The following is a 23,821-nucleotide window of genomic DNA, read 5'->3' as shown; positions in this document are numbered from 1 at the left end:
TTAATAGGTAAATTTGCGAGACTTCATAATTAAATAATATACGACTAGTATGGAAGAAATGCTTTTTTATGATCGAATGCAATTTGCATTTACAATTACCTTTCACTATCTCTTTCCTCAACTTACAATGGGACTTTCCTTAATCATTGTATATTTTAAATGGAAATATCTAAGAACTAAAATCGAACAATACAATCATGCGACTCATTTTTGGATGAGAATCTTCGCTCTAAACTTTGCAATGGGGGTTGTTACGGGGATTCCGATGGAGTTTCAGTTTGGAACCAATTGGGCTAAGTTTTCAGAATTAACCGGCGGAATTATAGGACAAACACTTGCCATGGAAGGAATGTTTTCTTTCTTCTTAGAATCCTCATTTCTGGGAATATTTTTATTTGGCGAAAAACTGCTCGGGCATAAATGGCATTTTGTCACAGGATTACTGATATGTATCGGGTCGTGGGCTAGCGGATATTTAATAATTGCAACCCATTCTTGGATGCAGAATCCTGTAGGATATGAAATTCTTGAAAACGGAAGATTTGTACTAACCAATTTTAGTGCTTTGTTTCTGAATCCTTGGTTGTGGCCTTCTTACTTGCATAATCAAGCCGCATCTATGGTAACAAGTTCATTTGTTGTTGCTGGAATTGGAGCTTTTTACCTTTTAAGCAAAAAGAATCTTGCTTACGGGAAACTATTCGTTAAAACGGGAGTTATCTTCGGATTAATTTCTTGTGTAATTGTAGCTGTTCCAACAGGTGATTTGCTTGCTAAAAATGTGGTGAAATACCAACCTGTAACTTTTGCAGCTATGGAAGGAATTTTTCATACTGAGAAAAAAGGGGCAGAAATTGTTCTTATTGGGCAACCCGATGTAAAAGATAAAAAGTTAGATAATAAAATAGCAGTTCCTAATATCTTGAGTTTCTTAACCTACGGAAGTTGGCATGAAGAAATAAAAGGACTCGATCAGTTTGATGAAAGTGTTCATCCTACTAATATTTCGGGACTGTATTATGCATACCATGTTATGGTAGGATTGGGTACTATATTTATAGGATTAATGGCTTTTGCAGTTTTTCAGCTTTGCAGGAAAAAATTATTCGAAACCAAATGGATTTTATGGTCGTTGCTTTTCATGCTTCCGTTTCCATATATCGCTAATACTGCCGGATGGTATACTGCCGAGTTAGGACGTCAGCCATGGTTAGTTTATAACTTATTGCGCACTGCCGAAGGTGCTTCACCAACGGTTTCTTCAGGGAATACGTTGTTTACATTACTTGGATTTATAGGATTATATCTTTTATTGGGCATGTTGTTTTTGCTACTGGTTGGGAAAATCATCAATAAAGGACCTCACACAGAAAATATATAATTATGGAATTTTTTTGGTACGTAGTTTTAATGGGAATCCTAGCCGTGTACATTGTATTAGATGGTTATGATTTTGGTGCAGGAATTATTCATTTATTTTTTGCTAAAACAGAAAAAGATAAAAAAGCAATAACCAGTGCAATTGGTCCTTTTTGGGATGCCAATGAGGTGTGGATTATTGCAGCGGGAGGTGTTTTGTTTTTTGCCTTTCCAATTTTATATGCCTCTTCGTTCAGTGGGTTTTATTTGCCATTAATCATGATTTTGTGGTTGCTTATTTTTAGAGCAATCGGATTAGAAATGCGTGGGCAAATTCACCACCCTATGTGGGAAGTAATTTGGGATAAAGCATTTGGGATTGCAAGTTTGCTACTGGCTTTATTCTTCGGAATTGCTTTAGGGAATATTGTTCGTGGCGTAAATTTAGGAATGGTTGTAAATGGAGTTTCTACTCAAGAAGCACATTTTTTCTTTTTGCCTTTGTGGAATTCTACTTTTAGCCCACAAGCTAATGAATTAGGGATTATCGATTGGTTTACTTTGTTTCTTGGAATAGTGAGTGTAGTTGCTTTAACGATTCATGGAGCTAACTGGATTATCTTTAAAACCAATTCTTCATTAAATGAAAAGCTTAAAAATGTAGTTTTTAGATTGAATATAGTATTGCTGATTTTGGTGTTTATTTCTTTGCAAATCTGGCATTTTATTGAACCAAAACCATTTCATAATTTTATTGAAACGCCAATATTATGGATATTTCCTCTGATTACATTTATCGGGATTGTTGGATTGTTTAAAGTGCGTTCGTATAAAAAAGACGGTTCTGCATTTATCTTTTCGACTTTATTTCTTGTTGGAGGTTTTGCTTCAACGGCAGTTTCTATTTTTCCAAATGTATTGCCATCAACTAATAAGGTGAATCCTTCATTAACCATCTATAATACTGCTGCACATGAATACGGATTGTCTGTAGGAATGAGTTGGTTTTTTATTGCTCTAGCTTTGGTAATTGTATATTTTGTTATTCAATATAAAGTCTTTAGTGGTAAAATGGATGATATTGGATATGGAGAGCATTAATAGGTAAATCTCCTCTTGATTCAGTTGGAGAAAAAAATAAAGATTTTAATTTAAGGCTTTAGCAAAAACTACAATTTTGGCTAAAGCCTTTTTTGTGTAGATTTGTTAACTTTCAGCTAAAGCTGATGACAATTTAAAAGAACAAAGGAGTATCAAGTTTTGTTAACTAATTAGATTAAGGATTAATTGCGATAAATAGGGAGTAGTAGAAAAAATGATAAAATTTACAAATGAGCCTGAAAGTTGGAAAAGACTAGATTATGAAATTATAGCAAGTGGTTTTTTAAAACCCTATAATGATTATTCGGTTTTAGGAAATGATACAGAATGGCTACATTCAGAAGGTTATAAAATTATCACATTTGATTGTTCTGAATGGGTAAATAACGAAATGCTTCATAACTCGTTACATAGTAAATTTGATTTTCCAGTTTATTACGGCCATAATTGGGATGCACTGCAGGAATGTTTGAATGAAATTGAAATTCAGGATAACGGTTTAGTTGTTGTATTTGATAGTTTGGATACTATAAATATAAAAAATGCTCATATGCTGATTGATATTTTTGTTTCTAGCGCGCAAAGGCATTTAATCTTTTCTCAAAGACTTTTAATATTGATTAAAGTTGAAAGTAGAAATTTTAGATTAAATGATTTTGGAGGTTTTTATTTTCGCTGGTATTAAAAATGAAAAAAAATGACATATACCGAATTCAGAAAAGATGCAATTAACTTAATTAAGCCAGTTGAGGATTGGGTAATAAAGAGCTATAATATAACTATTGAATGTAAATCAGCTTTATCTGCGTGAGTCCAAAAATCTAAAAGAAAACTTCTTTGGTAATGATATAAAATCCCATTATTAGTACAAACCAACCGAATATTGGTTTTAGTTTTGTGCCATCAATTTTCTTTGAAAGTTGGGTTCCTATTAGCATTCCCAAAAGAGCAATACCAGAAATTTCTATTAAAAAGGTATAATCTACAGGTGTTCCAATGTATAAATCACCTCCGAACCCTATCGACGAATTGATGAAAATAATAAGCAATGAAGTTCCTACAGCTTGCTTCATAGGTAGATTAGCGAAGAATATTAAGGCTGGAATGATTAAAAAACCTCCACCAGCACCAAGAAAACCAGTTACGATTCCAACGATAAACCCAATTATACTAAGTTGAGTGTAATTTGTTGTGGTTGTTTTTAGTTCTGGTTTGTTTTTTCGAATCATCGAGATTGCTGCTGTTATCATCAGCACTGAAAAAATCAGCATGATTAGAAAATCTTTGGAAACGGTATAGGAAGCAATAGAAAATAGTGTTGAAGCTATTTGAGGGAAGATTACTTCTCGTATGATTAGAATCGAAACAACTGATGGAACAGCAAAATACAATGCTGATTTTAGTTTAAGATTCCCCATTTTGTAATGGCTATAACTTCCGAATAAAGCTGTAATACCTACTATAAATAATGAATAGGTGGTTGCTTGTCCTGGATTTATTTTAAATAGATAAACTAGAATTGGAATAGTTAATATCGATCCGCCACCGCCAATTAAACCTAATGAGATTCCTATGATGATTGAAGCAAAATAACCTAAATATTCCATTGATGTTTGTTTTGATACAAAGGTTGTTTCTTAATTCGTAAGGCACAGTAACATTTATCACATAAGAAATTTTATGATTTTGCAAGGGAAGGAGCAAAGTCGAAAAATTTCTTATTATTTGAACCTACTTCAACCTTTGATTGTATTAATCTAGGTTTAGCAAATAAATTTATTTCAAAAGTTCAATTTGGTTTCTGTTTAATTTTACTAAACCGCGTTGTTCCATTTTTTTTAGTAATCTTGAAATTACTTCTCTTGATGTATTGAGTTCAGTAGCAATTTCCTGATGTGATGCTTTTAGTTCATTGCACCCACAAGCATCTTTATGACGTTTGAGGTAAAACTCCAATCGTTCATCCATAGAACGGAAAGCGATACTATCTACAACCTCCAAGACTTCTTCAAAACGGTTTCGGTATGTTTCTATTACAAATTCATACCAGCTGCGGTGCTCCATCATCCATTTATCCATTAAATTTAATGGGATCATAACTACTGAAACATCCTCGACTACCTTAGCCATAATTTGACTTTTCTCGCTCTTGGTAGCGCAAATCATTGATATAGCACAGGCTTGTCCTGGTTGTAAGTAATACATGAAAAACTCACCGCCATCTTCGCCCTCACGATATATTTTTATCTTTCCTTTTGTTATTAAAACTGTGTTTTTGATGTATTGCCCAGTGCGCATTAAGATTGTTCCAGATTCGTAATCTTGTAGACTTGCATTTTCTTCGATAGCAGAAATTAATTCATTAGAGAAATTTGGAAAAATATTTTTTAAAGGATTTTGCATGAGCTATTTTTTTATACTAAGGGGAATAATAATTGAACCATTTTGGAATTAAGAAATCTTATAATTTGAAACTTAATTTCTTAAATAGGAGCAAATTTTGAAATTATATTTTTTTATCAAATTGATTTTTTAAATTATAATTTATTACAAATATAGCCGATTATTGTGGTATTAATTAGGTAGGGTTTATGTTTAACAGCATATTTGTGTAAATAATAAAAACCTATTTTCTATGGGTTTTATAGACTATATTTTTGAAAATAATTTGTAGAAGTTCGAATTCATTGATTATTATATGTTTGCTAAAACGTTTTCTACGAATTATAATATAATTTACAAATACGGGGTTTATTGTTTGCCAAAAACGTTGTAATTTTACCTAAAAATACGATATCATGAATTTATCACAAGAAGATTGGGTAGCTCAATTTGAAGCTGACGAAAATGCAGTTATACTTGATGTAAGAACTGAAGACGAATATAATGATGGCTATATAGAAAATGCTCTTAATATTGATATCAATAAAGGACAGGCTTTTATATATGAGCTAGAAGAATTAGATAAAAATAAAAACTATTATGTGTATTGTCGTTCTGGAGCCAGAAGTGCTAAAGCGTGCCAAATAATGAATGAAATGGGGTTTGATAACGCCTATAATTTGTTAGGAGGAATACTGGCCTGGGAAGGAGATACTGTTACACCATAAATAAAAAAGAGGCGCGCGCCTCTTTTTTATTTTATAAAAGCTAATAACCAAAAAACTAAAAGAACCAAATAATGAATTTTATACCAGAGGAATACCAAATAAATACTCCATTGGTACAGGATACGTATCTTGTAAATGGAGAATTAAAAAAATGGACAGGGCAAACCACACCTGTATTTTCTACAATTTCTTCTACTGAAAAATATACTCCAACTTTGTTGGGATCTATTCCTTTTATGGGTGAGCATGAGGCTATGGAAGTTGTTGAATCTGCAACTGCGGCTTACAATAAAGGACAAGGTTTATGGCCTACAATGAAAGTTGTAGATCGTATAAAATGTATGGAGAATTTTGTTTCTCAGATGAAAACCACTCGTGCAGAAGTTGTAAAACTATTGATGTGGGAAATCGGAAAATCATTAGGAGATTCAGAGAAAGAATTTGATAGAACGGTAGAGTATATCTATGATACAATCGAAAGTTATAAGGAGCTGAATACTCGTGGAGCTAGTTTCACTAAAGTACAAGGAATAAACGCCATGGTTCGAAGAGGACCGCTTGGGGTAGTATTGTGCCTTGGACCTTATAATTACCCATTAAATGAAACATTCTCTTTGCTTATTCCAGCATTAATTATGGGGAATCCTGTAATCTTTAAACCAGCAAAACATGGTGTTTTATTATTAACTCCTTTATTAGAAGCTTTTAGAAGTAGTTTCCCAAAAGGAGTCATTAATATTGTATATGGTAGAGGTAGAGAAGTAGCATCGCCAATAATGAAATCTGGAAAAGTTGATATTCTAGCTTTAATTGGAAATAGTAAATCGGCTATTGCTTTACAAGATCAGCATCCGAATAAAAATAGATTGCGTTTAGTATTGGGACTGGAAGCAAAAAATCCTGCCATAATTTTGCCTGATGCCGATTTAGATTTGGCAATTCAGGAATGCATAACAGGGACACTATCATTTAACGGGCAACGTTGTACAGCATTGAAGATTTTATATGTGCACGAATCTATAGCCGAAGAATTTAATAAACGCTTTTCAGCAAAAGTAGATGCCTTGGTTTTTGGAAATCCTTGGGATAAATCGGTTTCATTAACACCTCTTCCAGAGCCAGAAAAACCACATTATATACAGGAGTTAATTCATGATGCAACGCATAAGGGGGCAAAAATAATTAATGAAAAAGGAGGATTACATACGGAGAATTATATATTCCCTGCAGTTTTATTTCCTATAAATAAAAAAATGCGTGTATATCACGAAGAACAATTTGGACCAGTTGTACCAATCTTAACTTTTAAGGATATTCAAGAACCTTTAAATGATATGGCTGAGTCTAATTATGGACAACAAGTGAGTCTGTTTGGTAAAGACATCAAAACGATTGCACCACTTATCGATACATTGGTAAATTTAGTGTGCAGAGTAAACTTGAATAGTTCTTGCCAAAGAGGGCCAGATGTTTTCCCGTTTACTGGTCGTAAAGATTCGGCTGTAGGAACTTTAAGTATTCACGATGCATTGCGTTCGTTCTCTATTAGAACCTTTGTAGCATCAAAAGATAATGATTACAATAATGCCATTTTGCAAGAATTATTAAATAGTAAAGAATCGAATTTTATAAATACCGATTATATCTTGTAGTAGCTATTTTTTAATGTTTAAAGCCGTCTTAATCTTTTGGGAATAAGACGGTTTTTTTTGTTTACTCTAGGAAATAGTACTAGTTGTAGAATTCAAGATGTTTATTTTGATGGAAGTATAAGAGAATAGGATAAATTTGGAGAATAATTGTAACAATATAACGCTATTCAGAACTAATAGGAGGAATGCGATTTATAATTACCAAAACCTAATTACTAATTATGAAAAGAAAAATATCTCAATTGCTATTATTTGCATTTGTATGTGTGGCACAATATAGTTTTGCACAAGAACTGTATATGCCAAGAAATATAAAAGAAGCATATGCAAAAGGAACCCGTTCTATGGACGGAAAACCCGGAAAAAACTATTGGCAGAATCATGGTAAATACACAATAGATCTAACAGTAAATCCTGATACTAGAATTGTAAGCGGAACTGAAACTATTATTTATGAAAATAATAGTAATGATACGTTAAGGAATTTGCCGATTCGGTTTGTAAATAATCTTCATAAGCCATCTTCACCAAGAGGTGGAGCTGTTAGTGATGATTTTTTGAGTGATGGTCTGACAATTACATCTTTAAAAATTGAAGGTGAGACATATAAAGAAGATGGAAGAAGTTGGGGAACAATAGGAAGAGTGAAAATGAATAAACCAATGCTTCCTCATTCTAAAATTACAATCAATATTGATTGGTATTATCCATTGTCTAAAGAAAGTGGAAGAGAAGGGCAAATAGATAACACAACATTTTTTGCGGCGTATAGTTATCCTCGTGTTACAGTTTTTGATGATTATTACGGCTGGGATATGTTGCCACATACAGACCGCCAAGAGTTCTATAATGATTTTAATGATTATGTGTATTCTGTAAAAGCGCCTAAAAATTATGTGGTTTATGGAACAGGTGATTTATTAAATCCAGATGAGGTTTTACAACCAGAATTTTCGGCACGATTAAAACAATCCTATACTACAGATGCCATTTTGCATATAGCTAACGAGCAAGAAATGAAAAGTGGACTTGTTACCAAACAGAACGATTGGAATGTTTGGAAGTTTGAAGCTAAAAATATTTTAGATGTTTGTTTTGGTTTAAGTGATCATTATTTATGGGATGCAAGTAGTGTTGTTGTAGATAAAAAAACAAATCGTCGTGCAAGTGTTCAGGCTGCTTATGATATAAAAGGAACTGACTTTGTTGTTTCTGTAAAAAATAATAGATATGCTTTGGATTGGTTTTCGAATAATTGGCCAGGTATCCCTTATCCGTTTTCTAAGATGACTGCTTTCCAAGGTTTTGCTGATATGGAATACCCAATGATGTGTAATGATTCTCAGATGGGGGATCCTATTTTTGCACAACTTGTTCAAGATCATGAAGTAGCACATACTTACTTCCCTTTCTATATGGGGACAAACGAAACTCGTTATGCGTTTATGGATGAAGGTTGGGCGACTACATTCGAATATTTAATAGGTATATCACAACGTGGAAAAGAAGAGGCAGATGAATTTTATAAAAAGTTTAGAGTTAATAAATATATCAATGATCCATCTGCAGAACAAGATCAGCCAATAATATCAATGTCAACACAGCTTTCTGGTGCTGGATATAGCAATAATGCATACGGTAAATCGTCATTGTCTTATTTGGCTTTAAAAGATTTACTTGGGGATGATCTTTTCAAAAAATCATTACATGCTTATATGGATAATTGGAACGGTAAACATCCTATTCCTTGGGATTACTTTAATTCATTTAATAGCGCTTCTGGGAAAAACTTGAATTGGTTTTTTAATAATTGGTTCTTTACTAATAATTATATAGATATTGCTGTAGATAAAGTAGATACTAAAGCGAAGAAAACTATTGTAACTATTAAGAATAAAGGTGGTTTTGCGATTCCTTTTGATGTAAATGTTGTTTATGCTGATGATACAAAAGAAACGCTACATCAAACTCCTGCAATATGGGAAGCCAACCAGAAAAATGCTAGAATTACTCTTAATGCTACCAAAAAAATCAAATCAATAACAGTCGATGGTGGAATTTTTGTAGATGCTACACCAAAGAATAATACTTGGATCGCTAAGTAATAGTTTTAGATTTAAAAAACAAAACCCGACATGTTCCTGAAAACTGTCGGGTTTTGTTTTGGTATTAAGTTTTTTTATCGTGTAAAAACCAAATGATTTCCTTTAGAAAGGTTAGCATCAAATTGATAACCTTCATAATTAAAACCTTTTAAGTCATCAATGGTTTCTGCATTGGTATCTATAATGTAACGCACCATCATTCCTCTTGCTTTCTTAGCAAAGAAGCTAATTATTTTAAGTTTTCCGTCTTTATAATCTTTAAAGTCAGGAGTAATTACAGGAACTTTCAAAGTTTTAACGTCTACAGCTGAGAAATATTCATTACTTGCAAGATTTACAAACAGCTCGTCTTTTTTAAGCTCTTTGTTTAGTGTTTTTGTAACAGTTTCTTTCCAGAATTCATATAGGTTTTTTGCTTCGCCAATAGGTAATTTAGTTCCCATTTCTAATCGGTAAGCTTGAATTAAATCCAATGGTTTTAAAATACCATACAAACCAGATAGTATGCGTAGTTTATCTTGTAAAACATCTAGTTTCTCTACAGGAATCGTATAAGCATCTAAGCCAGTATATACATCACCATCAAAAGTAAATATTGCAGGACGAGCATTTTCGGGAGTAAAAGGAGTTTTCCATTCCTGATTGCGTTCCCAGTTTAATTGAGCCAATTTATCCGAAATATGCATTAATTCAGATAATTCTGAAGGTTTCTTTTGTTTTAAAATTTTATGAACTTGTCTAGCTTCTTTTAATAAACTAGCTTCAGTATATTGAGAAGTTGGTAATTCTTTTTCGAAATTTAAAGATTTTGCAGGCGATATAACAATTTTCATTTTCTACTTTTTTGTACAGTTTCAAAAGTACAAATAGAAATTAAAAGAATAACGGATATAGATTGATTTGTTTGATAGTCATATAGAGCTACTATATTAATGAATGTAAAAAGAGACGAATAAGCACAAAAACAGTTTTGAAGAATCTAAATTTTTTAGAAAAGTAGTTTTTTGATGAAATTATGCAGTCTGAAATGCTAAAAAACAAAAAAAGTATGCTTTAGATTATAAAAGGCGTATAGTATGTTGTAAATTTGCGCGTGGTAAAATTATCTAGATATTATTTTACTGTTATTTTATAAAAATTAGAGAATTCGTGGCTAAAAAAATAAATTATAAAGGTGCTCTGCAAAATAAAATTTTCGAAATTATCTCGCAAGCTTCTCAAGAACTCAATGTAGATAGTTATGTAATTGGTGGGTTTGTAAGAGATTTGCTTTTAAATCGAGATTCCAAAAAAGACATTGATATAGTTGCTGTAGGAAGTGGGATTGAATTGGCATTAAAAGTTTCAGAATTACTACCAAAACAACCTAAAGTACAGGTTTTTAAAACATACGGAACAGCAATGTTACGTTTTGAAGATACTGAAATTGAATTTGTTGGCGCACGAAAAGAATCCTACCATTTTGAAAGTCGAAATCCTGTTGTAGAAGACGGGACACTTCAGGACGACCAAAACCGTCGTGATTTGACTATAAATGCATTAGCATTATCTTTAAACAAAGCTACTTTCGGAGATTTATCAGATCCTTTTGATGGATTAACCGATTTAGAAAATAAAATTGTCAAAACTCCTCTTGATCCAGATATTACTTTTTCTGATGATCCATTGCGTATGTTACGTGCAATTCGATTTGCAAACCAACTAGGATTTGAAATTGAAGAAAACTCTTTGAAGTCAATTACTAAAAATGCGGAGCGAATCAATATTATCTCAGGTGAGCGAATTGTTGATGAATTAAATAAAATCCTTTCTACAGATAAACCTTCAATTGGGTTTTTATTGTTGTTTCAAACAGGACTTCTTGATATTATTTTGCCAGAGTTAACGGCATTGAATCAAGTTGAAGAAATAGAAGGGCATACTCATAAAAATAATTTTTACCATACACTAGAAGTGGTCGATAATATTTGTCCAAATACGGATGATGTTTGGTTGCGTTGGTCAGCTTTATTGCATGATATTGGAAAAGCACCAACAAAGCGTTTTAGCAAAAAACAAGGTTGGACATTTCACGGACATGAGTTTTTAGGTGGTAAAATGGTCAAAAAGATATTTGAGCGTTTGCATATGCCATTGAACAACAAAATGAAGTTTGTGCAAAAGATGGTTATCATGAGCTCACGACCAATTGTATTATCACAAGATATTGTGACTGATAGCGCTGTGCGTCGTTTGGTTTTTGATGCAGGTGAAGATGTAGAGAATTTAATGATTCTGTGTGAGGCTGATATCACAACCAAAAACCCTAATAAATTTAAGAAATACCATAAAAACTTTGAAATCGTACGAAGGAAAATCGTTGAGGTAGAAGAGCGCGATCATGTTCGTAATTTTCAACCACCAATTTCGGGAGAAGAGATTATGGAAATTTATAATCTAAAACCTTCTAAAGAAATCGGAATGCTAAAAGAAGCCATTAAAGAAGCTATTCTTGAAGGTGAAATTCCAAATGAATACGATGCAGCGTATGAATTTATGCTGAAAAAAGGAGAAAAGTTAGGACTAGTTAAAGTTGGAAAGTAGTTTTTAAAAGTGGCTAAGGTTCTAAGTTACTGAGAAGCTATGACTTTAAAAATAAATTCATTATAAACCCAAAAATAGAGACTCTGTAAGTTTGCATCTTTGCAATTTTGCATCTCAAAGAAATAAAATGAAAAGAGAAAATAAATCAGTAATCATTTGGCTTTTGTCAGGATGTTTTTTATTGTTTTTAATGGTTGTAGTAGGGGGGATTACCCGCTTAACAAACTCAGGATTATCAATGACCGATTGGCATTTGGTAACAGATACTTTTCCTCCTATGAGCGAGGCAAAATGGAATGAGGCTTTTGAACAATATAAAAAGTTTCCAGAATATCAAAAGATAAATATTCATAATGATTTTCAGCTTTCAGATTATAAAATGATTTATTTCTGGGAATGGTTTCACCGTTTTATCGGGCGAATCATTGGAATGGTTTTCTTTATTCCTTTTGTTTATTTTTTAATCAAGAAGAAACTAGACAGCTCTACAATAAAAAAATGCATCGTTCTTTTGGCAATGGGTGGTTTCCAAGGTTTCTTAGGATGGTTTATGGTACGAAGCGGTTTAATTGACAATCCAGATGTAAGCCATTTTAGACTTTCACTACATTTAACTTTTGCTTTTGTGACCTTTGCTTATACATTATGGGTAGCGTTGGATTTAATATATCCAGAGAGAAATAAAATAACCATTAATATTACACTCCGTAATATTGCTAGGATTGCTTTGGCTTTTCTTTTGATACAAATAATTTATGGAGGATTTGTAGCTGGTTTAAATGCCGGATTAATACACAATCATTGGCCATTAATGAGTGATGGAGAATTTATTCATGATTCGGTTTTTATTGAACAGCCTACACTTATCCAAAATTTGATAGAAGGTAAAAGTGGTGTGCAGTTTGTACACAGAACATTTGCTTATGTAGTTGTTGCTATTATACTTTTCTTATACTTTAAAAGCACACAATTTGCTCTTAACAAGACACAATCTACAGGGATTAAAGTATTAGTTGTTTTTGTGTTTTTGCAGTTTATTCTAGGTGTTTTTACACTTTTGTATCATGTACCTATTGCATTAGGTTTAATTCACCAAATAATGGCATTTTTCCTTTTAAGTGCAATGACTTATACATTACATAGATTAAGTAAATAAATAACTAATTTTTATTCGTAAATTAGACTGACTATATTGTCGAAACTCTTTTGTTTATAAAAACATAGATGTCTAAACTTGCAGCACAGGATAAATTTTATGATTTATCAGATTATGGAAGACCTTTTGGAAGGTTTTTTGCGAAAAAGTTACAAAATACACGATTTACACCTATTGATGTAACCTTGCTTTTTGGAATTTCGGGGTTAGTTGCGATTTATTGTATTCTAGAAAACTATTTTTATTTAGCTGGTTTATTTATAATACTAAAGTCAGTTATCGATGCAGCCGATGGAGAATTGGCGCGTATAAAAAAGACCCCTTCATATACAGGAAGATATCTAGATAGTATATTTGATATTGTCTTGAATTTTTTGTTTTTAATAAGTATATGTTATGTTTCTAAAACAACTTTTCCAATTACTGTACTTGCCTTTTTTTGTATTCAGCTACAAGGCACTTTGTATAATTACTACTATGTGATTTTACGAAATAAATCGGTGGGAGGAGATAGAACAAGTAAGATCTTTGAAGATAAAATTCCAAAAGCTTTACCGGGCGAAAAACAAAAAACAGTCATTCTTCTGCATCAGGTTTATATAGTAGTTTATGGACTTTTTGATAAAATAATTCACACACTCGATAGCGATGCTTATAAGGTGAAAACGTTTCCGAATTGGTTTATGACCTTTGTTTCTTTGTATGGTTTAGGTTTTCAGTTATTGCTAATTGCATTAATGTTGGCAATGGACGGCATTGAGTATATCGCTCCTTTTTTTATTGGTTACTCTGTCTTAATCTTTGTGATGATAGGAATTAGAAAATATTTTTATCCCATTCAAAAATAATATTATCCTATCCAGTTTTTAAAATCAGAAACTTTCTCACGACTTACAATTACTTCCTCTTCTTTATACGTAGGCAAGATTATTTTTAAACGAGAATTACTGTACAATACAATTTCTTTGATAGCAGGAAGAGGAACAATAAATTTTCGGCTCACACGATAAAAATCTTTTGGGTCAAGCTCTTGTTCTAAAATTTCTAGAGTTGTATCAATTAAGTAATTTCGATTATCAGTAGTGTGTAAATAAGTTCCTTTGTTTTCGCTAAAAAAACATTCTATCTCATCGGTTACAATAACTTTTAAATGTTGCCCGACTTTAACAGTGAATCTTTTTTTATAAATTTTCTCAAACGGATTTGAAAGCATTTTTTTAATCTGTTCAAAATCAATTTCAATATTTTGTGTCGGGTTCTCTGTTTTTGGCAAACGAGATTTGAATTTAGTTACCGCTACATCCAGATCATCTTCGTCTATTGGTTTTAATAGATAATCGATGCTATTGAGTTTAAAAGCTTTTAAGGCATATTCATCATAGGCAGTTGTAAAAATTACAGCACTTTTGATATCTATTTTTTCAAAAATTTCAAACGATAATCCGTCAGATAATTGAATATCAAGAAATATTAAATCAGGATGTTCATTTTTAGAAAACCAATCAATTGCCTCTACAACTGAGTGAAGCATTATAGTTACAGGAACGTTTATTTTATCAAGTTTACGTTGCAATAACCGTGCGGCTGGTTTTTCGTCTTCTATAATTATTGTTCTCATTTTTGGTTTAGCAAAGGTTTTGGTTGGTTAAAAGTAGTAGTTAAAAATTAATTGGAAATGATTTTCAATCTTTTTATTTAGTAGAGAATAATATAATTTATTCCCATTTTTGATTGGCTTCTTTTTCCATGTATTCTTTTATTTTTCTTTCTTCCCAGTTCACACTAAAAAACAGATCTCTTCCAAATACTGATATTGCATGTATTGCCAGACCAATTCCCCAAAACAATGTTGTAGAGAAATTATCCCATCTCCAGAATTCCTCATTCCCGAAAATGCCTTGGTTTGTACTAGGAATAAGAATGAATATATTTACCAAGATATATATCATTAAGTGAGAGTAGAACCCTTTTATTCTTTTTACTCTTCTATAGGCTAGGTTATAACGTTCATCGTTTGTTGGGGTTTCATTATAACCAGTATAATCTTCGAACATATGTCTTCTTAATCGTCCCATTTTGATTTAATTTAAAAATTATTGCCATTTTTCATTTCTGGATTTTTCCTTATCCATTAATTCCTTTATCTTTTTTTCCTGCCAATCTTTTGCAAAAACTGGAAAAGCATTGAATACTTTTAAACCATGAATGACTACTCCTAATCCCCACCACATTAAAGGCCAGAAAAACCACAAATGCTCTGGAGAATAAACTAAGTTTATAACGAGCAAAAAGAGGTTAACGACTATAAACGAGATGAGGTTGCCGTAAAAACCTTTAATATTTTCTACTTTCTTTTTTGCTTCAAGATAACGGTCATCATATTTATTATATGTTTCTGTTATTTCCATTTTTTTTAAATGTTGTTTTTTTTCTAGAATACTGTTCAGTTTCTGCTCTTCCCATTTTATTCCAAACATTCGATAAGAAATAAATAGGTCAACTGCCATTGACAAAAAAACAATTGTCCATATCGTCATTACAAAGCCATTGATGAATTTGAAGGGAAGAAAATCAAATCGTATTCCCGCATATACTTTTAATATGTAAATTGTAATAGCAAGAGTGTAAAAGAATAAATGAATATAAAATCCTTTTATTTTGATTACTTTTTTACGTGCCAGTTCCCGTAATTCATTTCTGTCAAGTTCATTTCGATTTGTCTCCATGATTATTTCCAGTTTTGTTTGTTTTCTTCTTTTCTTAGGATTTCCTGAATTTTTCTTTCCTCCCAATTTGTGCTATACCCAAATACTTTAAAAGCATGCATTGCTAATCCGAATCCCCATCCTAGAGCCGAGAACCAAAACCATTGGAATCCAGGTGAGAATTTTAAGTTGATAAAGACTAGAAATGGTACTACACAACAATAAGAAATTAAATTTCCATAAAAGCCTTTAAGTTCTTCAACTCTTTTTTTTGCTCTATAATAAGCATTGTTTTCGTTATAATCGGTTGTTGTTTCCATGACAGCAATTTGTTTTGTTAGAATAGGTATTTTAACAGTAAATGTTGCTGCATTTTGCTCAATCAACACTTTTCTGTTGGTAATAATACCATAACGGTTTACTATATTTTGCAAGCCTACACCTTGGCGGTCTTGCAAGACTTCTTTCTTTTGAAAATCGTTTTGAACTGCTAGATAATCTCCTTTAATAAATATTCGGATATGAAGCGGTCTTTGCTCACTTACCACATTATGCTTTACTGTATTTTCAAGTAAAAGTTGTAATGATAGGGGAACTACTTTTGCATCTGGATTAATACCTTCAGTTGGCAATTCGTAGAATAAACTATTTTCGAAACGCATTTTTAATAAATTCATATACGTTTTTGCAAAGGCTAGTTCATCTTCTACAAATACGAGTTCTTTGTCTTTTTGTTCTAAAACGTAGCGATAAATTTTAGATAATGAAGTTGTAAAACGTTGGGCATTATCTGGATTTTCTTCTATCAGTGAACTTAATACATTTAAACTATTAAAGAGAAAATGTGGATCAATCTGGTTTTTTAAAGTTTCAAATTTTGCGGAAGCAGTTCCAGCAATTATTTTTTGTTCCTTAACTCGGTTCTCATTATATACTTTATAAAAATGTAAGGCATGAAAAACCGCTAATACGATAAAAGTAATAATAGATGACTCTATATAATTTTCAGCATCTTCATTAGCTAAAAATTCAGTTATTGAATGTTTATCTATGATAACTTTCAAGAAAATACGGAGTACAAATATGGCAAATAACGAACAGAAAAAAGAACTGATAAAGCCAATAATTATGCGTTTTAATGAATAAGGATTGGCTTTGAATACTTTATCTAAAAAGGCAAATAACGAAGCATTAACGATATACAGTAAAGTACTATATAACATGCAGTAAAAAAAAGCTGTAAATAAATATGGAGTAAATACTTCAGTTCCAAATGAAATGAATTTGATTAAGAAGGATACTATAAAAATTATTACCCCAATAAATAAAGCTTTAATTATATGTGGTTTTAGATGCATTATTTGTCTTTTAGAGATTATTTGTTTTAACTATTATTTATTTGCAAGTCTTTTGAACTTCAAGTGCTCTTTCTAGACCCCATTTTGGAGAAAAAGGAGTTTCAGGTTTAAAAGTAGCAAAAAGACCAATAGCTTTGTTAACTTGAGCACACAAAGGTTTGGTGTCAATTCCTGTCCATTTAGCACCACCTAACTGAAAATCAGCTTTGCCAAAAACAACTCTAGGATTCTCTGGTGCCAATGCTTCGGCTTTATTGTACATTTCCATAGTCTTCGATGAGTATTTCATTCCGTTAGTCATAGGATCAGCTACAACCCAAGCCGTATAGATTAAAGCTTGCATTACATAAAGTTCGGCATTATTTTCGTCTTTTGCCATTTCAACGTTTAATGCATTTTGCGCTTTATTAAGTAACAAGTCTATTTGTGTTTTATCTTGAGTTTTAAAAGCTGATGTAGTGTTTACTAATGCAACGTAATAATTAGGTAACCAGCTTGTTTTTTCTGCTGCAGCTATTCTTTCAAATAAATCAGATGCTTCCGTATTTTTTCCTTCTTTCCAAAGTCCAAAAGCTTTTCCCATTCCTTGTTCGAATTGTGTTTGTGCAGATAAAAGACTGCAGATAAATAATGTGATTGCTGTAATTAATTTTGTCATGATTTCTTGTTTAAAGGTTAGTTATTTTTTGATGATTGAAACGTTTGTTAATTTATACTTCAAAAGTATTATAGATTTTAATCTCTTTAAATTTAATGTTACTGAGTTGTTGATTTTTAGGGATGAATTGTTTTCTTTTTTGAGGTTCTAAGTGTTTGAGGTTCTGAGTTGCTAAGGTTTTTTGGGAAAGGTTCAAAGGCTCAGAGGTCCAAAGGCGCAAAGGTTTTTGAGATAAGTTACTAAGTGTCTAAGGTTCTGAGTTGCTAAGGTTTTTTTGGAAAGGTCCAAAGGCGCAAAGGTTTTTTTAGGATTAGTTGCTAAGTACCTCAGCATCTTTTTTCAGTAATCTAAGTAAAAACCTTTGCCACTTTGTCTCTTTGCCACTTTGCGCCTCATATACTCAGTGCCTTTTTCAAGTAATCTAGGCAAGACCTTAGAACCTTAGGCGCTCAGTACCTCAGCATCTTTTTTCAAATAATCTAAGTAAAAACCTTTGCCCCTTTGTCTCTTTGCCCCTCATATACTCAGTGCCTTTTTCAAGTAATCTAGGCAACTCAGTACCTCAGACCCTCAGTACCTTAGCACCTTTTTTCAGTAATCTAAGTAAAAACCTTTGCCCCTTTGTCTCTTTGCAACTTTGAACCTTAGACACTTAGTACCTCAGCACCTTTTTCAAGTAATCTAGGCAACTCAGAACCTTAGGCGCTTAGTACCTCAGCACCTTTTTTCAAATAATCTAAGTAAAAACCTTTGCCCCTTTGCTACTTTGAACCTTAGGCGCTCAGTACCTCAGACTCTCAGCATCTTCCCCTACAAATTCTTTAATTGATTTTCATTTTTATTTTGGCTAATAGTCCAGAAGAAACCAACAAAGAAAAAGCGATCGGCAGTAGGTGTTACAGCTTGTCTGTTGTACACTCCAGTTGCGTCGGGAGTTCTGGCATAATCGTATCCGAATACATTTTGAGTTCCTAAAATATTTGAAACAGAGAAGTATAAAATCTTTTGAGTAGTTAATAGATAGGCCCAACTAAGGCTTAAACTATTGTATGATTTTGTTTTTCCGTTCATGAATTTTGTCTCATTTGGATTGTTGTATGGTCTTCCTGTGCTAAAACTGTTTGTTAAACTAATTTGAGATTTCCAATCAGTAACAAAATATTTGGTCACAACAGATAAGGTTTGGTCAGCAACAAAATCGGGAGTTGCACTTGTTGGGAAATTTTTATAATCTCTTTTAGTGTCAATATAAGAGTATGAAATCCAATATTCTAAATTTTTATATAATTTGCTATCTCTCCAAAAGATATCTAATCCTTTGGCATAACCAGAACCATTGTTATTGAAAACCGAATTGTATTGAATGTTTTGAGTGTCATATTTTACTAGATTACTATAATCTTTGTAATAGGCTTCGGCTCTAAAAGTACGTCCAGTTTTATTGTACTGAAAGTTTAAGATGTAATGTGATGCTTTTTCACTTTCAAACTGGTGGTATTTAGAATATTTGATGTAATCAACAACGGGAGTTTGTGCAAAGTCTCCATAAGCAAGTGAAAACTGACTGTTTTTTGCCACTTTGTATGCTAACGAAGCTCTTGGTGCTAATGCTGTTTCATCTAATAAATCGTTATACGAACCTCTAAGTCCTACTTTTGCAGCTAGTTTACTAGAAAAAGAAATTTCAGTTTCAGCATAAACAGCGGCAATACTTGAATCGTAACCATTAGTAACTGTTGGGGTTAAATTATCTTGAAAATCTTCATTATACTTTGTAATAAAATAATCAGTTCCAAATGATAATTTTACTCTGTTCGAAAGACTCTTTCTTAGTTTAAGTTTAAGATGAGCAGCATTTTCATCATCATTTATATGAGCTACATCAATGTCTTTTTTATTGTTGCTATACCCATAACTCAATCCCGAAGTAATTTGCCAGTTGCTACCAAAAGTACCATTGTAAACTGTATTTAAGTAAAAATTATTATTAACTAAATTCACTCGAATTGGGTTCTCAAAATTTATATTTTTTTGATTAAGATCAATTTTTGAAGTGTCAAAAGCGGCATATAATTTTAGAATCCCATTATTAAAATGATAGCGATAGACACTTTCTCCAGATAGCGATTGATATGGACGATTCCAATCAACATCTTGTTTTATAACAGCCTGATAAGGTGCTAGATTAATGTAGCTTACATTTACACTCAAAGAGCTTTTCTTCCATTTTTGAGTATTTCCAATTCCCAATCCTACAGTCATCATAGCAATATCTGTTTTGTTTTGGTCAGGTTCATCTTGGGTGTTTAATAATAATACACTTGATAAAGCTTCTCCATATTCAGCTGAATAACCTCCTGTTGAAAAAGCAATACCGCTAAATAAGAAAGGAGAGAAACGCCCACGTGTTGGTAAATTTTGTACTGATGCTCCATAAGGTTGAGAAACTCTAATACCATCAACAAATGTTTGTGTTTCGCTTGCTTCACCACCACGCACAAATAAACGTCCGTCTTCACCTACGTTTTGAGTTCCAGGCAAAGTTTGTAATGCAGCAATAATGTTTCCGGCAGTTCCAGCAGTAGTAACAATATCTAAAGGTTTTAAAACAGAAACTCTAGCTTTATCTCCAGATTCCATAGTTCCAGCAGTGATAACAACGGCATCTAATGAATTTATATTTTCTTTGAGTTTGATAATCTGGTTTTTATAATTGGCAACATCTATTGATGTGGTTGAAGTTTCATAAATTAAAAAACTTACTATTAATATCTGATTTCCCTTAGTTTCGGTTGTAAAAGAGAATTCGCCATTTTCTGCACTTGTAGCTCCATCATAAGTACCGTCTATATAGATGTTGGCACCTGCAATTGGTTTTCCCTTTGTATCTACTACTTTTCCAGAAAGTGTATTTTGAGCAAAAATGACTGAACTGATTAGCAAAAATGCGATTGTAAAAAACGATTGGGTTTTTGATGTTAGTTCGTTTTTATTTAATTTTTGGAACTTGGTTTTCATGTTTTTTGATTTTGATAGAACAAATATATTTTAACAGTTTTAGTTAAAAAATATTAAATAACCCAATTGTAGAAATTCAAGGATGAGTTGTAAAATACTTATTTGTATCTTAGCTTCTGGGTTTTAAAAATGATTTATTATGTCAGAAAATAGAAGAATTTCGAATCTATACCAATCCATTTATAATGGTAATCCGTGGCTAGAAGTCACTTTGGCAAATACTTTAAAAGATGTAAGTGCAAATCAGGCTTATAGGAAGATAAATCCTCATTTAAATACGATTTGGGAAATTACCAATCATCTTATACAGTGGAGAAGAAATATTTTAAGACGTGTTCAGGGAGAAACTATCACGACTCCTGACCATAATTATTTTGTTCCAGTTTTAGATTCATCTGAAGCAGCTTGGGAACAATCTCTTCAAAATCTAGCCAAATCACAAGAATTATGGAATTCATTTTTTGAGAATTTTGATGATTCCAATCTAGATAAAATATACGTCAATAATGGTCATACCTATTATGAGCATATTCATGGAATTATCCAACACGATATTTATCATCTGGGTCAAATTGTTATTCTCAAAAAGCTACTTTAAAATTTAAAAACACGTTACATGAAAAACAGCGTCAAGAAAAAAATATAGTTACCTTATATGAAAACTGAAAAAGAAAAAATGATTGCAGGAGATAACTACATAGCAGGTAGTTCAATTTTAGCAAAAGAGCGTAGAAGAGCTAAAAATCTATTGCATCGTTTAAATGTTACAGAATACTGCATGACTAAAAAAGCAAAGCTAATTTTAGAAGAATTAATTCCAAATGTAGGTAAGGGGTTTTATATAGAGCCACCATTTCATTGTGATTACGGATATAATATTTATTGTGGCGATAATGTATATTTTAACGTAAACTGTGTTGTTCTAGATTGTGGTCCCGTTACTATTGGATCGAATGTGTTTTTTGCTCCTAATGTTCAAATTTATACTGCTACACATCCGCTTGACGCAGAATTAAGAAAAACAACTCAAAGTACATTACCAGTTTCTATAGGAGATGATTGTTGGATTGGTGGTAATTCTGTAATATGTCCTGGAGTAACCATAGGAAAAGGTTGTGTAATAGGAGCGGGGTCGGTTGTTACAAAAGACATTCCAGATAATTCGCTAGCAGTTGGAAATCCAGCCAAAGTAATCAGAAAATTAAATCAAGAATCAGAAAATAATAAATAATGTTATCATTAAATAAAGTTCACCATATCGCTATTATTTGTAGTGATTATGATAAGTCTAAATTGTTTTATACTGAGATTCTAGGTTTAACGATAATTAGAGAAGTTTATCGCGAAGAACGTCAGTCATATAAACTTGATTTGGCTTTAAATGGGAATTATATTATCGAGTTGTTTTCTTTTCCAAATCCGCCAGAAAGAACCTCTAGACCAGAAGCTGCAGGTTTGCGGCATTTGGCTTTTGAGGTAACTGATTTAGATCAAACTGTTGCATTTTTAGTTTCAAAAGATGTAACATGTGAGGCAATCCGAGTAGATGAATTTACTGATAAACGATTTACTTTTATTGCTGATCCAGACGATTTACCAATTGAATTCTACGAGTGTTAATTTTCTTACTTTACTGTTAAAAAAATGTAATATTGTGATATTTAAGTATAAATACAACTATGTTTCTCTAAATTTGCAAACCACTTATAAAAAGTGAGTTTAAAACTTCAAACTTCTGATGAACAAAACAGCGAAAATTAAAGAAAATTATCAGTTTATTAAATTTCGAAAATTAGTTATTGTTTCTGTTTTAATTGGTTTTCTCTCAGCATTTTTAGGAATTTCTCTCAAGAAAATAACAGAATATTACGAAGAGATATTCTTTCATCAAGCTACAATAAATCCAATTTATTATGTCATTTTTCCAGTCTTTGGGCTTTCGATAATTTATTTTTTACGTCAGTATTTATTTAAGAAAAAAGAAAATAAAGGAATTAAAGAAGTTTTTGAGAGTACGCAATCAAAGTCTAAAAATCTACCCATTTATAAAATTCCTTCCCACTTTATTAATGGTTTGTTGACAGTTATTTTTGGAGGGTCAACCGGAATTGAGGTTTCTACAGTAGTGGCAACTGCAGCTATCGGTTCAGTAGCCCACCAAAAAGAGAATGTTTTCCGTCAGTATAAAACCGAATTAATTTGTGCAGGAGTTGCTGCAGGAGTTACAGCATTATTTAGTAGCCCAATTGCAGGAATTTTATTTGCAATTGAAGTTATTTCGAGAAAAGTAACACGAGCATTTATAATCTCTAATTTAATTGCAGTCTCTATAGCTTTTGGATTAATTACAATTTTAAATGAAGGACCATTATTTGCTGTAACGATTACGACTTGGCATTTAAAAGCAATTCCATATTTCATTCTTTTAGGAATTTTAGCAGGAATCAATTCTGTTTATTTAACGCGTTGTGTTTTGTTCTTTAAAGGGCAGTTCTCTAAAATAGAAAAGCATTATTATAAAATTATTATAGGCTCAATTGTTTTGAGTGTCTCATTGTTTGTATTTCCACAACTTTATGGAGAAGGATATCATGCTATAAAAGGAATCTTTAGTAATTCGGCAGTTCCGTTAACGCTTACCTTAACTTTGAGCTTTATTGGTATTTTATTTTTAAAGCCTATAGTTACTTCTATAACCTTGGCTTCAGGTGGTGACGGAGGTGTTTTTGCACCGAGTCTTTTTATAGGAGCATTTTTAGGGTTACTACTGGCATCCGTTTTAAATACCTTTTTTAATGCACAGGTAATTCCTTTAAATTTTATGGTAATTGGAATGGCAGCTGTTTTAAGTGCTAGTATTCATGCTCCATTTACCGCAATCTTTTTAGTTTGTGGACTAACAAATGATTACACTTTATTTTTGCCAATATTAGTTGTTTGCTTGATTTCTAAATATACCGCAAAAATGATTTATCCACATACCGTTTATACATTTTTACCAAGCATATCAAAATAA

At 32.1% G+C, this 23,821-nt stretch carries 22 protein-coding genes; 13 read left to right on the top strand and 9 right to left on the bottom strand.

Translation table 11 applies throughout. The features are described 5' to 3' along the window. Window positions 1-49 precede the first annotated feature (49 nt). The 3 genes from LNQ49_RS06990 to LNQ49_RS06980 all read left to right on the top strand — a co-directional run bounded on the left by LNQ49_RS06990 (window position 50) and on the right by LNQ49_RS06980 (window position 3,145). Window positions 50-1,381 (top strand): cytochrome ubiquinol oxidase subunit I, encoded by a 1,332-nt coding sequence (locus LNQ49_RS06990; protein WP_229987958.1) that lies wholly within the window; start codon window positions 50-52, stop codon window positions 1,379-1,381. A 2-nt stretch (window positions 1,382-1,383) separates the two neighbouring features. Continuing rightward, entirely contained in the window at window positions 1,384-2,460 is a 1,077-nt protein-coding gene (gene cydB / locus LNQ49_RS06985; RefSeq protein ID WP_229987957.1) for a cytochrome d ubiquinol oxidase subunit II, read from the top strand. Between the two features lie 214 nt (window positions 2,461-2,674). Continuing rightward, window positions 2,675-3,145, top strand: a complete 471-nt coding sequence (locus tag LNQ49_RS06980) for a barstar family protein (RefSeq protein ID WP_229987956.1) — start codon at window positions 2,675-2,677, stop codon at window positions 3,143-3,145. Between the two features lie 136 nt (window positions 3,146-3,281). Here LNQ49_RS06980 and LNQ49_RS06975 read toward each other — a convergent pair whose 3' ends face one another. Together LNQ49_RS06975 and LNQ49_RS06970 are read right to left on the bottom strand one after the other, a co-directional pair. After that, window positions 3,282-4,067: a sulfite exporter TauE/SafE family protein gene (locus tag LNQ49_RS06975; RefSeq protein ID WP_229987955.1), complete on the bottom strand. Its 786-nt coding sequence runs from the start codon at window positions 4,065-4,067 to the stop codon at window positions 3,282-3,284. Window positions 4,068-4,236: 169 nt separating this feature from the next. Next, the gene (locus tag LNQ49_RS06970; RefSeq protein ID WP_229987954.1) at window positions 4,237-4,863 is read right to left on the bottom strand and encodes a Crp/Fnr family transcriptional regulator; all 627 of its coding nucleotides are present in this window, start codon (window positions 4,861-4,863) and stop codon (window positions 4,237-4,239) included. A 395-nt stretch (window positions 4,864-5,258) separates the two neighbouring features. On the opposite strand from LNQ49_RS06970, the gene LNQ49_RS06965 reads away from it, so the two are divergent. From LNQ49_RS06965 to LNQ49_RS06955, 3 genes are all read left to right on the top strand, one after another. Continuing rightward, on the top strand, window positions 5,259-5,570 hold the full coding sequence (locus LNQ49_RS06965; RefSeq protein ID WP_129539409.1) for a rhodanese-like domain-containing protein: 312 nt from the start codon (window positions 5,259-5,261) through the stop codon (window positions 5,568-5,570). A gap of 71 nt (window positions 5,571-5,641) precedes the next feature. After that, window positions 5,642-7,222, top strand: a complete 1,581-nt coding sequence (locus LNQ49_RS06960; RefSeq protein ID WP_229987953.1) for an NADP-dependent glyceraldehyde-3-phosphate dehydrogenase — start codon at window positions 5,642-5,644, stop codon at window positions 7,220-7,222. A gap of 221 nt (window positions 7,223-7,443) precedes the next feature. Next, a complete protein-coding gene (locus LNQ49_RS06955) occupies window positions 7,444-9,327 on the top strand; it encodes a M1 family metallopeptidase (protein WP_229987952.1) in 1,884 nt (627 codons plus the stop codon). A 74-nt stretch (window positions 9,328-9,401) separates the two neighbouring features. Here LNQ49_RS06955 and yaaA read toward each other — a convergent pair whose 3' ends face one another. Then, the gene (gene yaaA, locus LNQ49_RS06950) at window positions 9,402-10,160 is read right to left on the bottom strand and encodes a peroxide stress protein YaaA (protein WP_229987951.1); all 759 of its coding nucleotides are present in this window, start codon (window positions 10,158-10,160) and stop codon (window positions 9,402-9,404) included. A 328-nt stretch (window positions 10,161-10,488) separates the two neighbouring features. Here yaaA and LNQ49_RS06945 point away from each other — a divergent pair, with 328 nt between their 5' ends. The 3 genes from LNQ49_RS06945 to LNQ49_RS06935 all read left to right on the top strand — a co-directional run bounded on the left by LNQ49_RS06945 (window position 10,489) and on the right by LNQ49_RS06935 (window position 13,914). Then, on the top strand, window positions 10,489-11,910 hold the full coding sequence (locus tag LNQ49_RS06945) for a CCA tRNA nucleotidyltransferase (RefSeq protein WP_428978350.1): 1,422 nt from the start codon (window positions 10,489-10,491) through the stop codon (window positions 11,908-11,910). Between the two features lie 127 nt (window positions 11,911-12,037). Then, on the top strand, window positions 12,038-13,066 hold the full coding sequence (locus tag LNQ49_RS06940; protein ID WP_229987949.1) for a COX15/CtaA family protein: 1,029 nt from the start codon (window positions 12,038-12,040) through the stop codon (window positions 13,064-13,066). Window positions 13,067-13,134: 68 nt separating this feature from the next. Next, complete coding sequence (locus LNQ49_RS06935) at window positions 13,135-13,914, top strand: CDP-alcohol phosphatidyltransferase family protein (RefSeq protein WP_229987948.1); 780 nt, start codon at window positions 13,135-13,137, stop codon at window positions 13,912-13,914. A gap of 2 nt (window positions 13,915-13,916) precedes the next feature. On the opposite strand, the gene LNQ49_RS06930 is transcribed toward LNQ49_RS06935, so the two are convergent. The 6 genes from LNQ49_RS06930 to LNQ49_RS06900 all read right to left on the bottom strand — a co-directional run bounded on the left by LNQ49_RS06930 (window position 13,917) and on the right by LNQ49_RS06900 (window position 20,805). Then, window positions 13,917-14,684, bottom strand: a complete 768-nt coding sequence (locus tag LNQ49_RS06930) for a LytR/AlgR family response regulator transcription factor (RefSeq protein ID WP_229987947.1) — start codon at window positions 14,682-14,684, stop codon at window positions 13,917-13,919. Window positions 14,685-14,781: 97 nt separating this feature from the next. Further along, complete coding sequence (locus LNQ49_RS06925) at window positions 14,782-15,141, bottom strand: 2TM domain-containing protein (protein ID WP_229987946.1); 360 nt, start codon at window positions 15,139-15,141, stop codon at window positions 14,782-14,784. Between the two features lie 18 nt (window positions 15,142-15,159). Continuing rightward, window positions 15,160-15,792 carry a 2TM domain-containing protein gene (locus LNQ49_RS23315; RefSeq protein WP_346432468.1) on the bottom strand — a complete coding sequence of 211 codons (633 nt, stop codon included), beginning with the start codon at window positions 15,790-15,792 and terminating at the stop codon, window positions 15,160-15,162. A 2-nt stretch (window positions 15,793-15,794) separates the two neighbouring features. Next, a complete protein-coding gene (locus tag LNQ49_RS06910) occupies window positions 15,795-17,129 on the bottom strand; it encodes a 2TM domain-containing protein (protein ID WP_229987945.1) in 1,335 nt (444 codons plus the stop codon). 37 nt (window positions 17,130-17,166) lie between these two features. Then, entirely contained in the window at window positions 17,167-17,787 is a 621-nt protein-coding gene (locus LNQ49_RS06905; protein ID WP_229987944.1) for a hypothetical protein, read from the bottom strand. A gap of 810 nt (window positions 17,788-18,597) precedes the next feature. Then, window positions 18,598-20,805: a TonB-dependent receptor gene (locus LNQ49_RS06900; RefSeq protein WP_229987943.1), complete on the bottom strand. Its 2,208-nt coding sequence runs from the start codon at window positions 20,803-20,805 to the stop codon at window positions 18,598-18,600. A 139-nt stretch (window positions 20,806-20,944) separates the two neighbouring features. Here LNQ49_RS06900 and LNQ49_RS06895 point away from each other — a divergent pair, with 139 nt between their 5' ends. The 4 genes from LNQ49_RS06895 to LNQ49_RS06880 all read left to right on the top strand — a co-directional run bounded on the left by LNQ49_RS06895 (window position 20,945) and on the right by LNQ49_RS06880 (window position 23,821). Then, window positions 20,945-21,403, top strand: a complete 459-nt coding sequence (locus LNQ49_RS06895) for a DinB family protein (protein WP_229987942.1) — start codon at window positions 20,945-20,947, stop codon at window positions 21,401-21,403. A 57-nt stretch (window positions 21,404-21,460) separates the two neighbouring features. Continuing rightward, window positions 21,461-22,036: a sugar O-acetyltransferase gene (locus LNQ49_RS06890; RefSeq protein ID WP_229987941.1), complete on the top strand. Its 576-nt coding sequence runs from the start codon at window positions 21,461-21,463 to the stop codon at window positions 22,034-22,036. After that, entirely contained in the window at window positions 22,036-22,425 is a 390-nt protein-coding gene (locus LNQ49_RS06885; RefSeq protein WP_229987940.1) for a VOC family protein, read from the top strand. The genes LNQ49_RS06890 and LNQ49_RS06885 overlap by 1 nt, the downstream gene beginning before the upstream one ends. A 118-nt stretch (window positions 22,426-22,543) precedes the next feature. Then, window positions 22,544-23,821 (top strand): chloride channel protein, encoded by a 1,278-nt coding sequence (locus LNQ49_RS06880; RefSeq protein ID WP_229987939.1) that lies wholly within the window; start codon window positions 22,544-22,546, stop codon window positions 23,819-23,821.

It is taken from the genome of Flavobacterium pisciphilum (assembly GCF_020905345.1).
Taxonomy (GTDB): domain Bacteria; phylum Bacteroidota; class Bacteroidia; order Flavobacteriales; family Flavobacteriaceae; genus Flavobacterium; species Flavobacterium pisciphilum.
Note: the sequence above shows the minus strand (reverse complement) of the source record. Positions and strands in the feature narration are given on the sequence as shown.

Coding starts and splice junctions, on each gene's coding strand:
- LNQ49_RS06990 (WP_229987958.1), top strand. CDS start 50: ATGGAAGAAATGCTTTTTTATGATCGAATGCAATTTGCATTTACAATT.
- cydB (WP_229987957.1), top strand. CDS start 1,384: ATGGAATTTTTTTGGTACGTAGTTTTAATGGGAATCCTAGCCGTGTAC.
- LNQ49_RS06980 (WP_229987956.1), top strand. CDS start 2,675: ATGATAAAATTTACAAATGAGCCTGAAAGTTGGAAAAGACTAGATTAT.
- LNQ49_RS06975 (WP_229987955.1), bottom strand. CDS start 4,067: ATGGAATATTTAGGTTATTTTGCTTCAATCATCATAGGAATCTCATTA.
- LNQ49_RS06970 (WP_229987954.1), bottom strand. CDS start 4,863: ATGCAAAATCCTTTAAAAAATATTTTTCCAAATTTCTCTAATGAATTA.
- LNQ49_RS06965 (WP_129539409.1), top strand. CDS start 5,259: ATGAATTTATCACAAGAAGATTGGGTAGCTCAATTTGAAGCTGACGAA.
- LNQ49_RS06960 (WP_229987953.1), top strand. CDS start 5,642: ATGAATTTTATACCAGAGGAATACCAAATAAATACTCCATTGGTACAG.
- LNQ49_RS06955 (WP_229987952.1), top strand. CDS start 7,444: ATGAAAAGAAAAATATCTCAATTGCTATTATTTGCATTTGTATGTGTG.
- yaaA (WP_229987951.1), bottom strand. CDS start 10,160: ATGAAAATTGTTATATCGCCTGCAAAATCTTTAAATTTCGAAAAAGAA.
- LNQ49_RS06940 (WP_229987949.1), top strand. CDS start 12,038: ATGAAAAGAGAAAATAAATCAGTAATCATTTGGCTTTTGTCAGGATGT.
- LNQ49_RS06935 (WP_229987948.1), top strand. CDS start 13,135: ATGTCTAAACTTGCAGCACAGGATAAATTTTATGATTTATCAGATTAT.
- LNQ49_RS06930 (WP_229987947.1), bottom strand. CDS start 14,684: ATGAGAACAATAATTATAGAAGACGAAAAACCAGCCGCACGGTTATTG.
- LNQ49_RS06925 (WP_229987946.1), bottom strand. CDS start 15,141: ATGGGACGATTAAGAAGACATATGTTCGAAGATTATACTGGTTATAAT.
- LNQ49_RS23315 (WP_346432468.1), bottom strand. CDS start 15,792: ATGGAGACAAATCGAAATGAACTTGACAGAAATGAATTACGGGAACTG.
- LNQ49_RS06910 (WP_229987945.1), bottom strand. CDS start 17,129: ATGCATCTAAAACCACATATAATTAAAGCTTTATTTATTGGGGTAATA.
- LNQ49_RS06905 (WP_229987944.1), bottom strand. CDS start 17,787: ATGACAAAATTAATTACAGCAATCACATTATTTATCTGCAGTCTTTTA.
- LNQ49_RS06900 (WP_229987943.1), bottom strand. CDS start 20,805: ATGAAAACCAAGTTCCAAAAATTAAATAAAAACGAACTAACATCAAAA.
- LNQ49_RS06895 (WP_229987942.1), top strand. CDS start 20,945: ATGTCAGAAAATAGAAGAATTTCGAATCTATACCAATCCATTTATAAT.
- LNQ49_RS06890 (WP_229987941.1), top strand. CDS start 21,461: ATGAAAACTGAAAAAGAAAAAATGATTGCAGGAGATAACTACATAGCA.
- LNQ49_RS06885 (WP_229987940.1), top strand. CDS start 22,036: ATGTTATCATTAAATAAAGTTCACCATATCGCTATTATTTGTAGTGAT.
- LNQ49_RS06880 (WP_229987939.1), top strand. CDS start 22,544: ATGAACAAAACAGCGAAAATTAAAGAAAATTATCAGTTTATTAAATTT.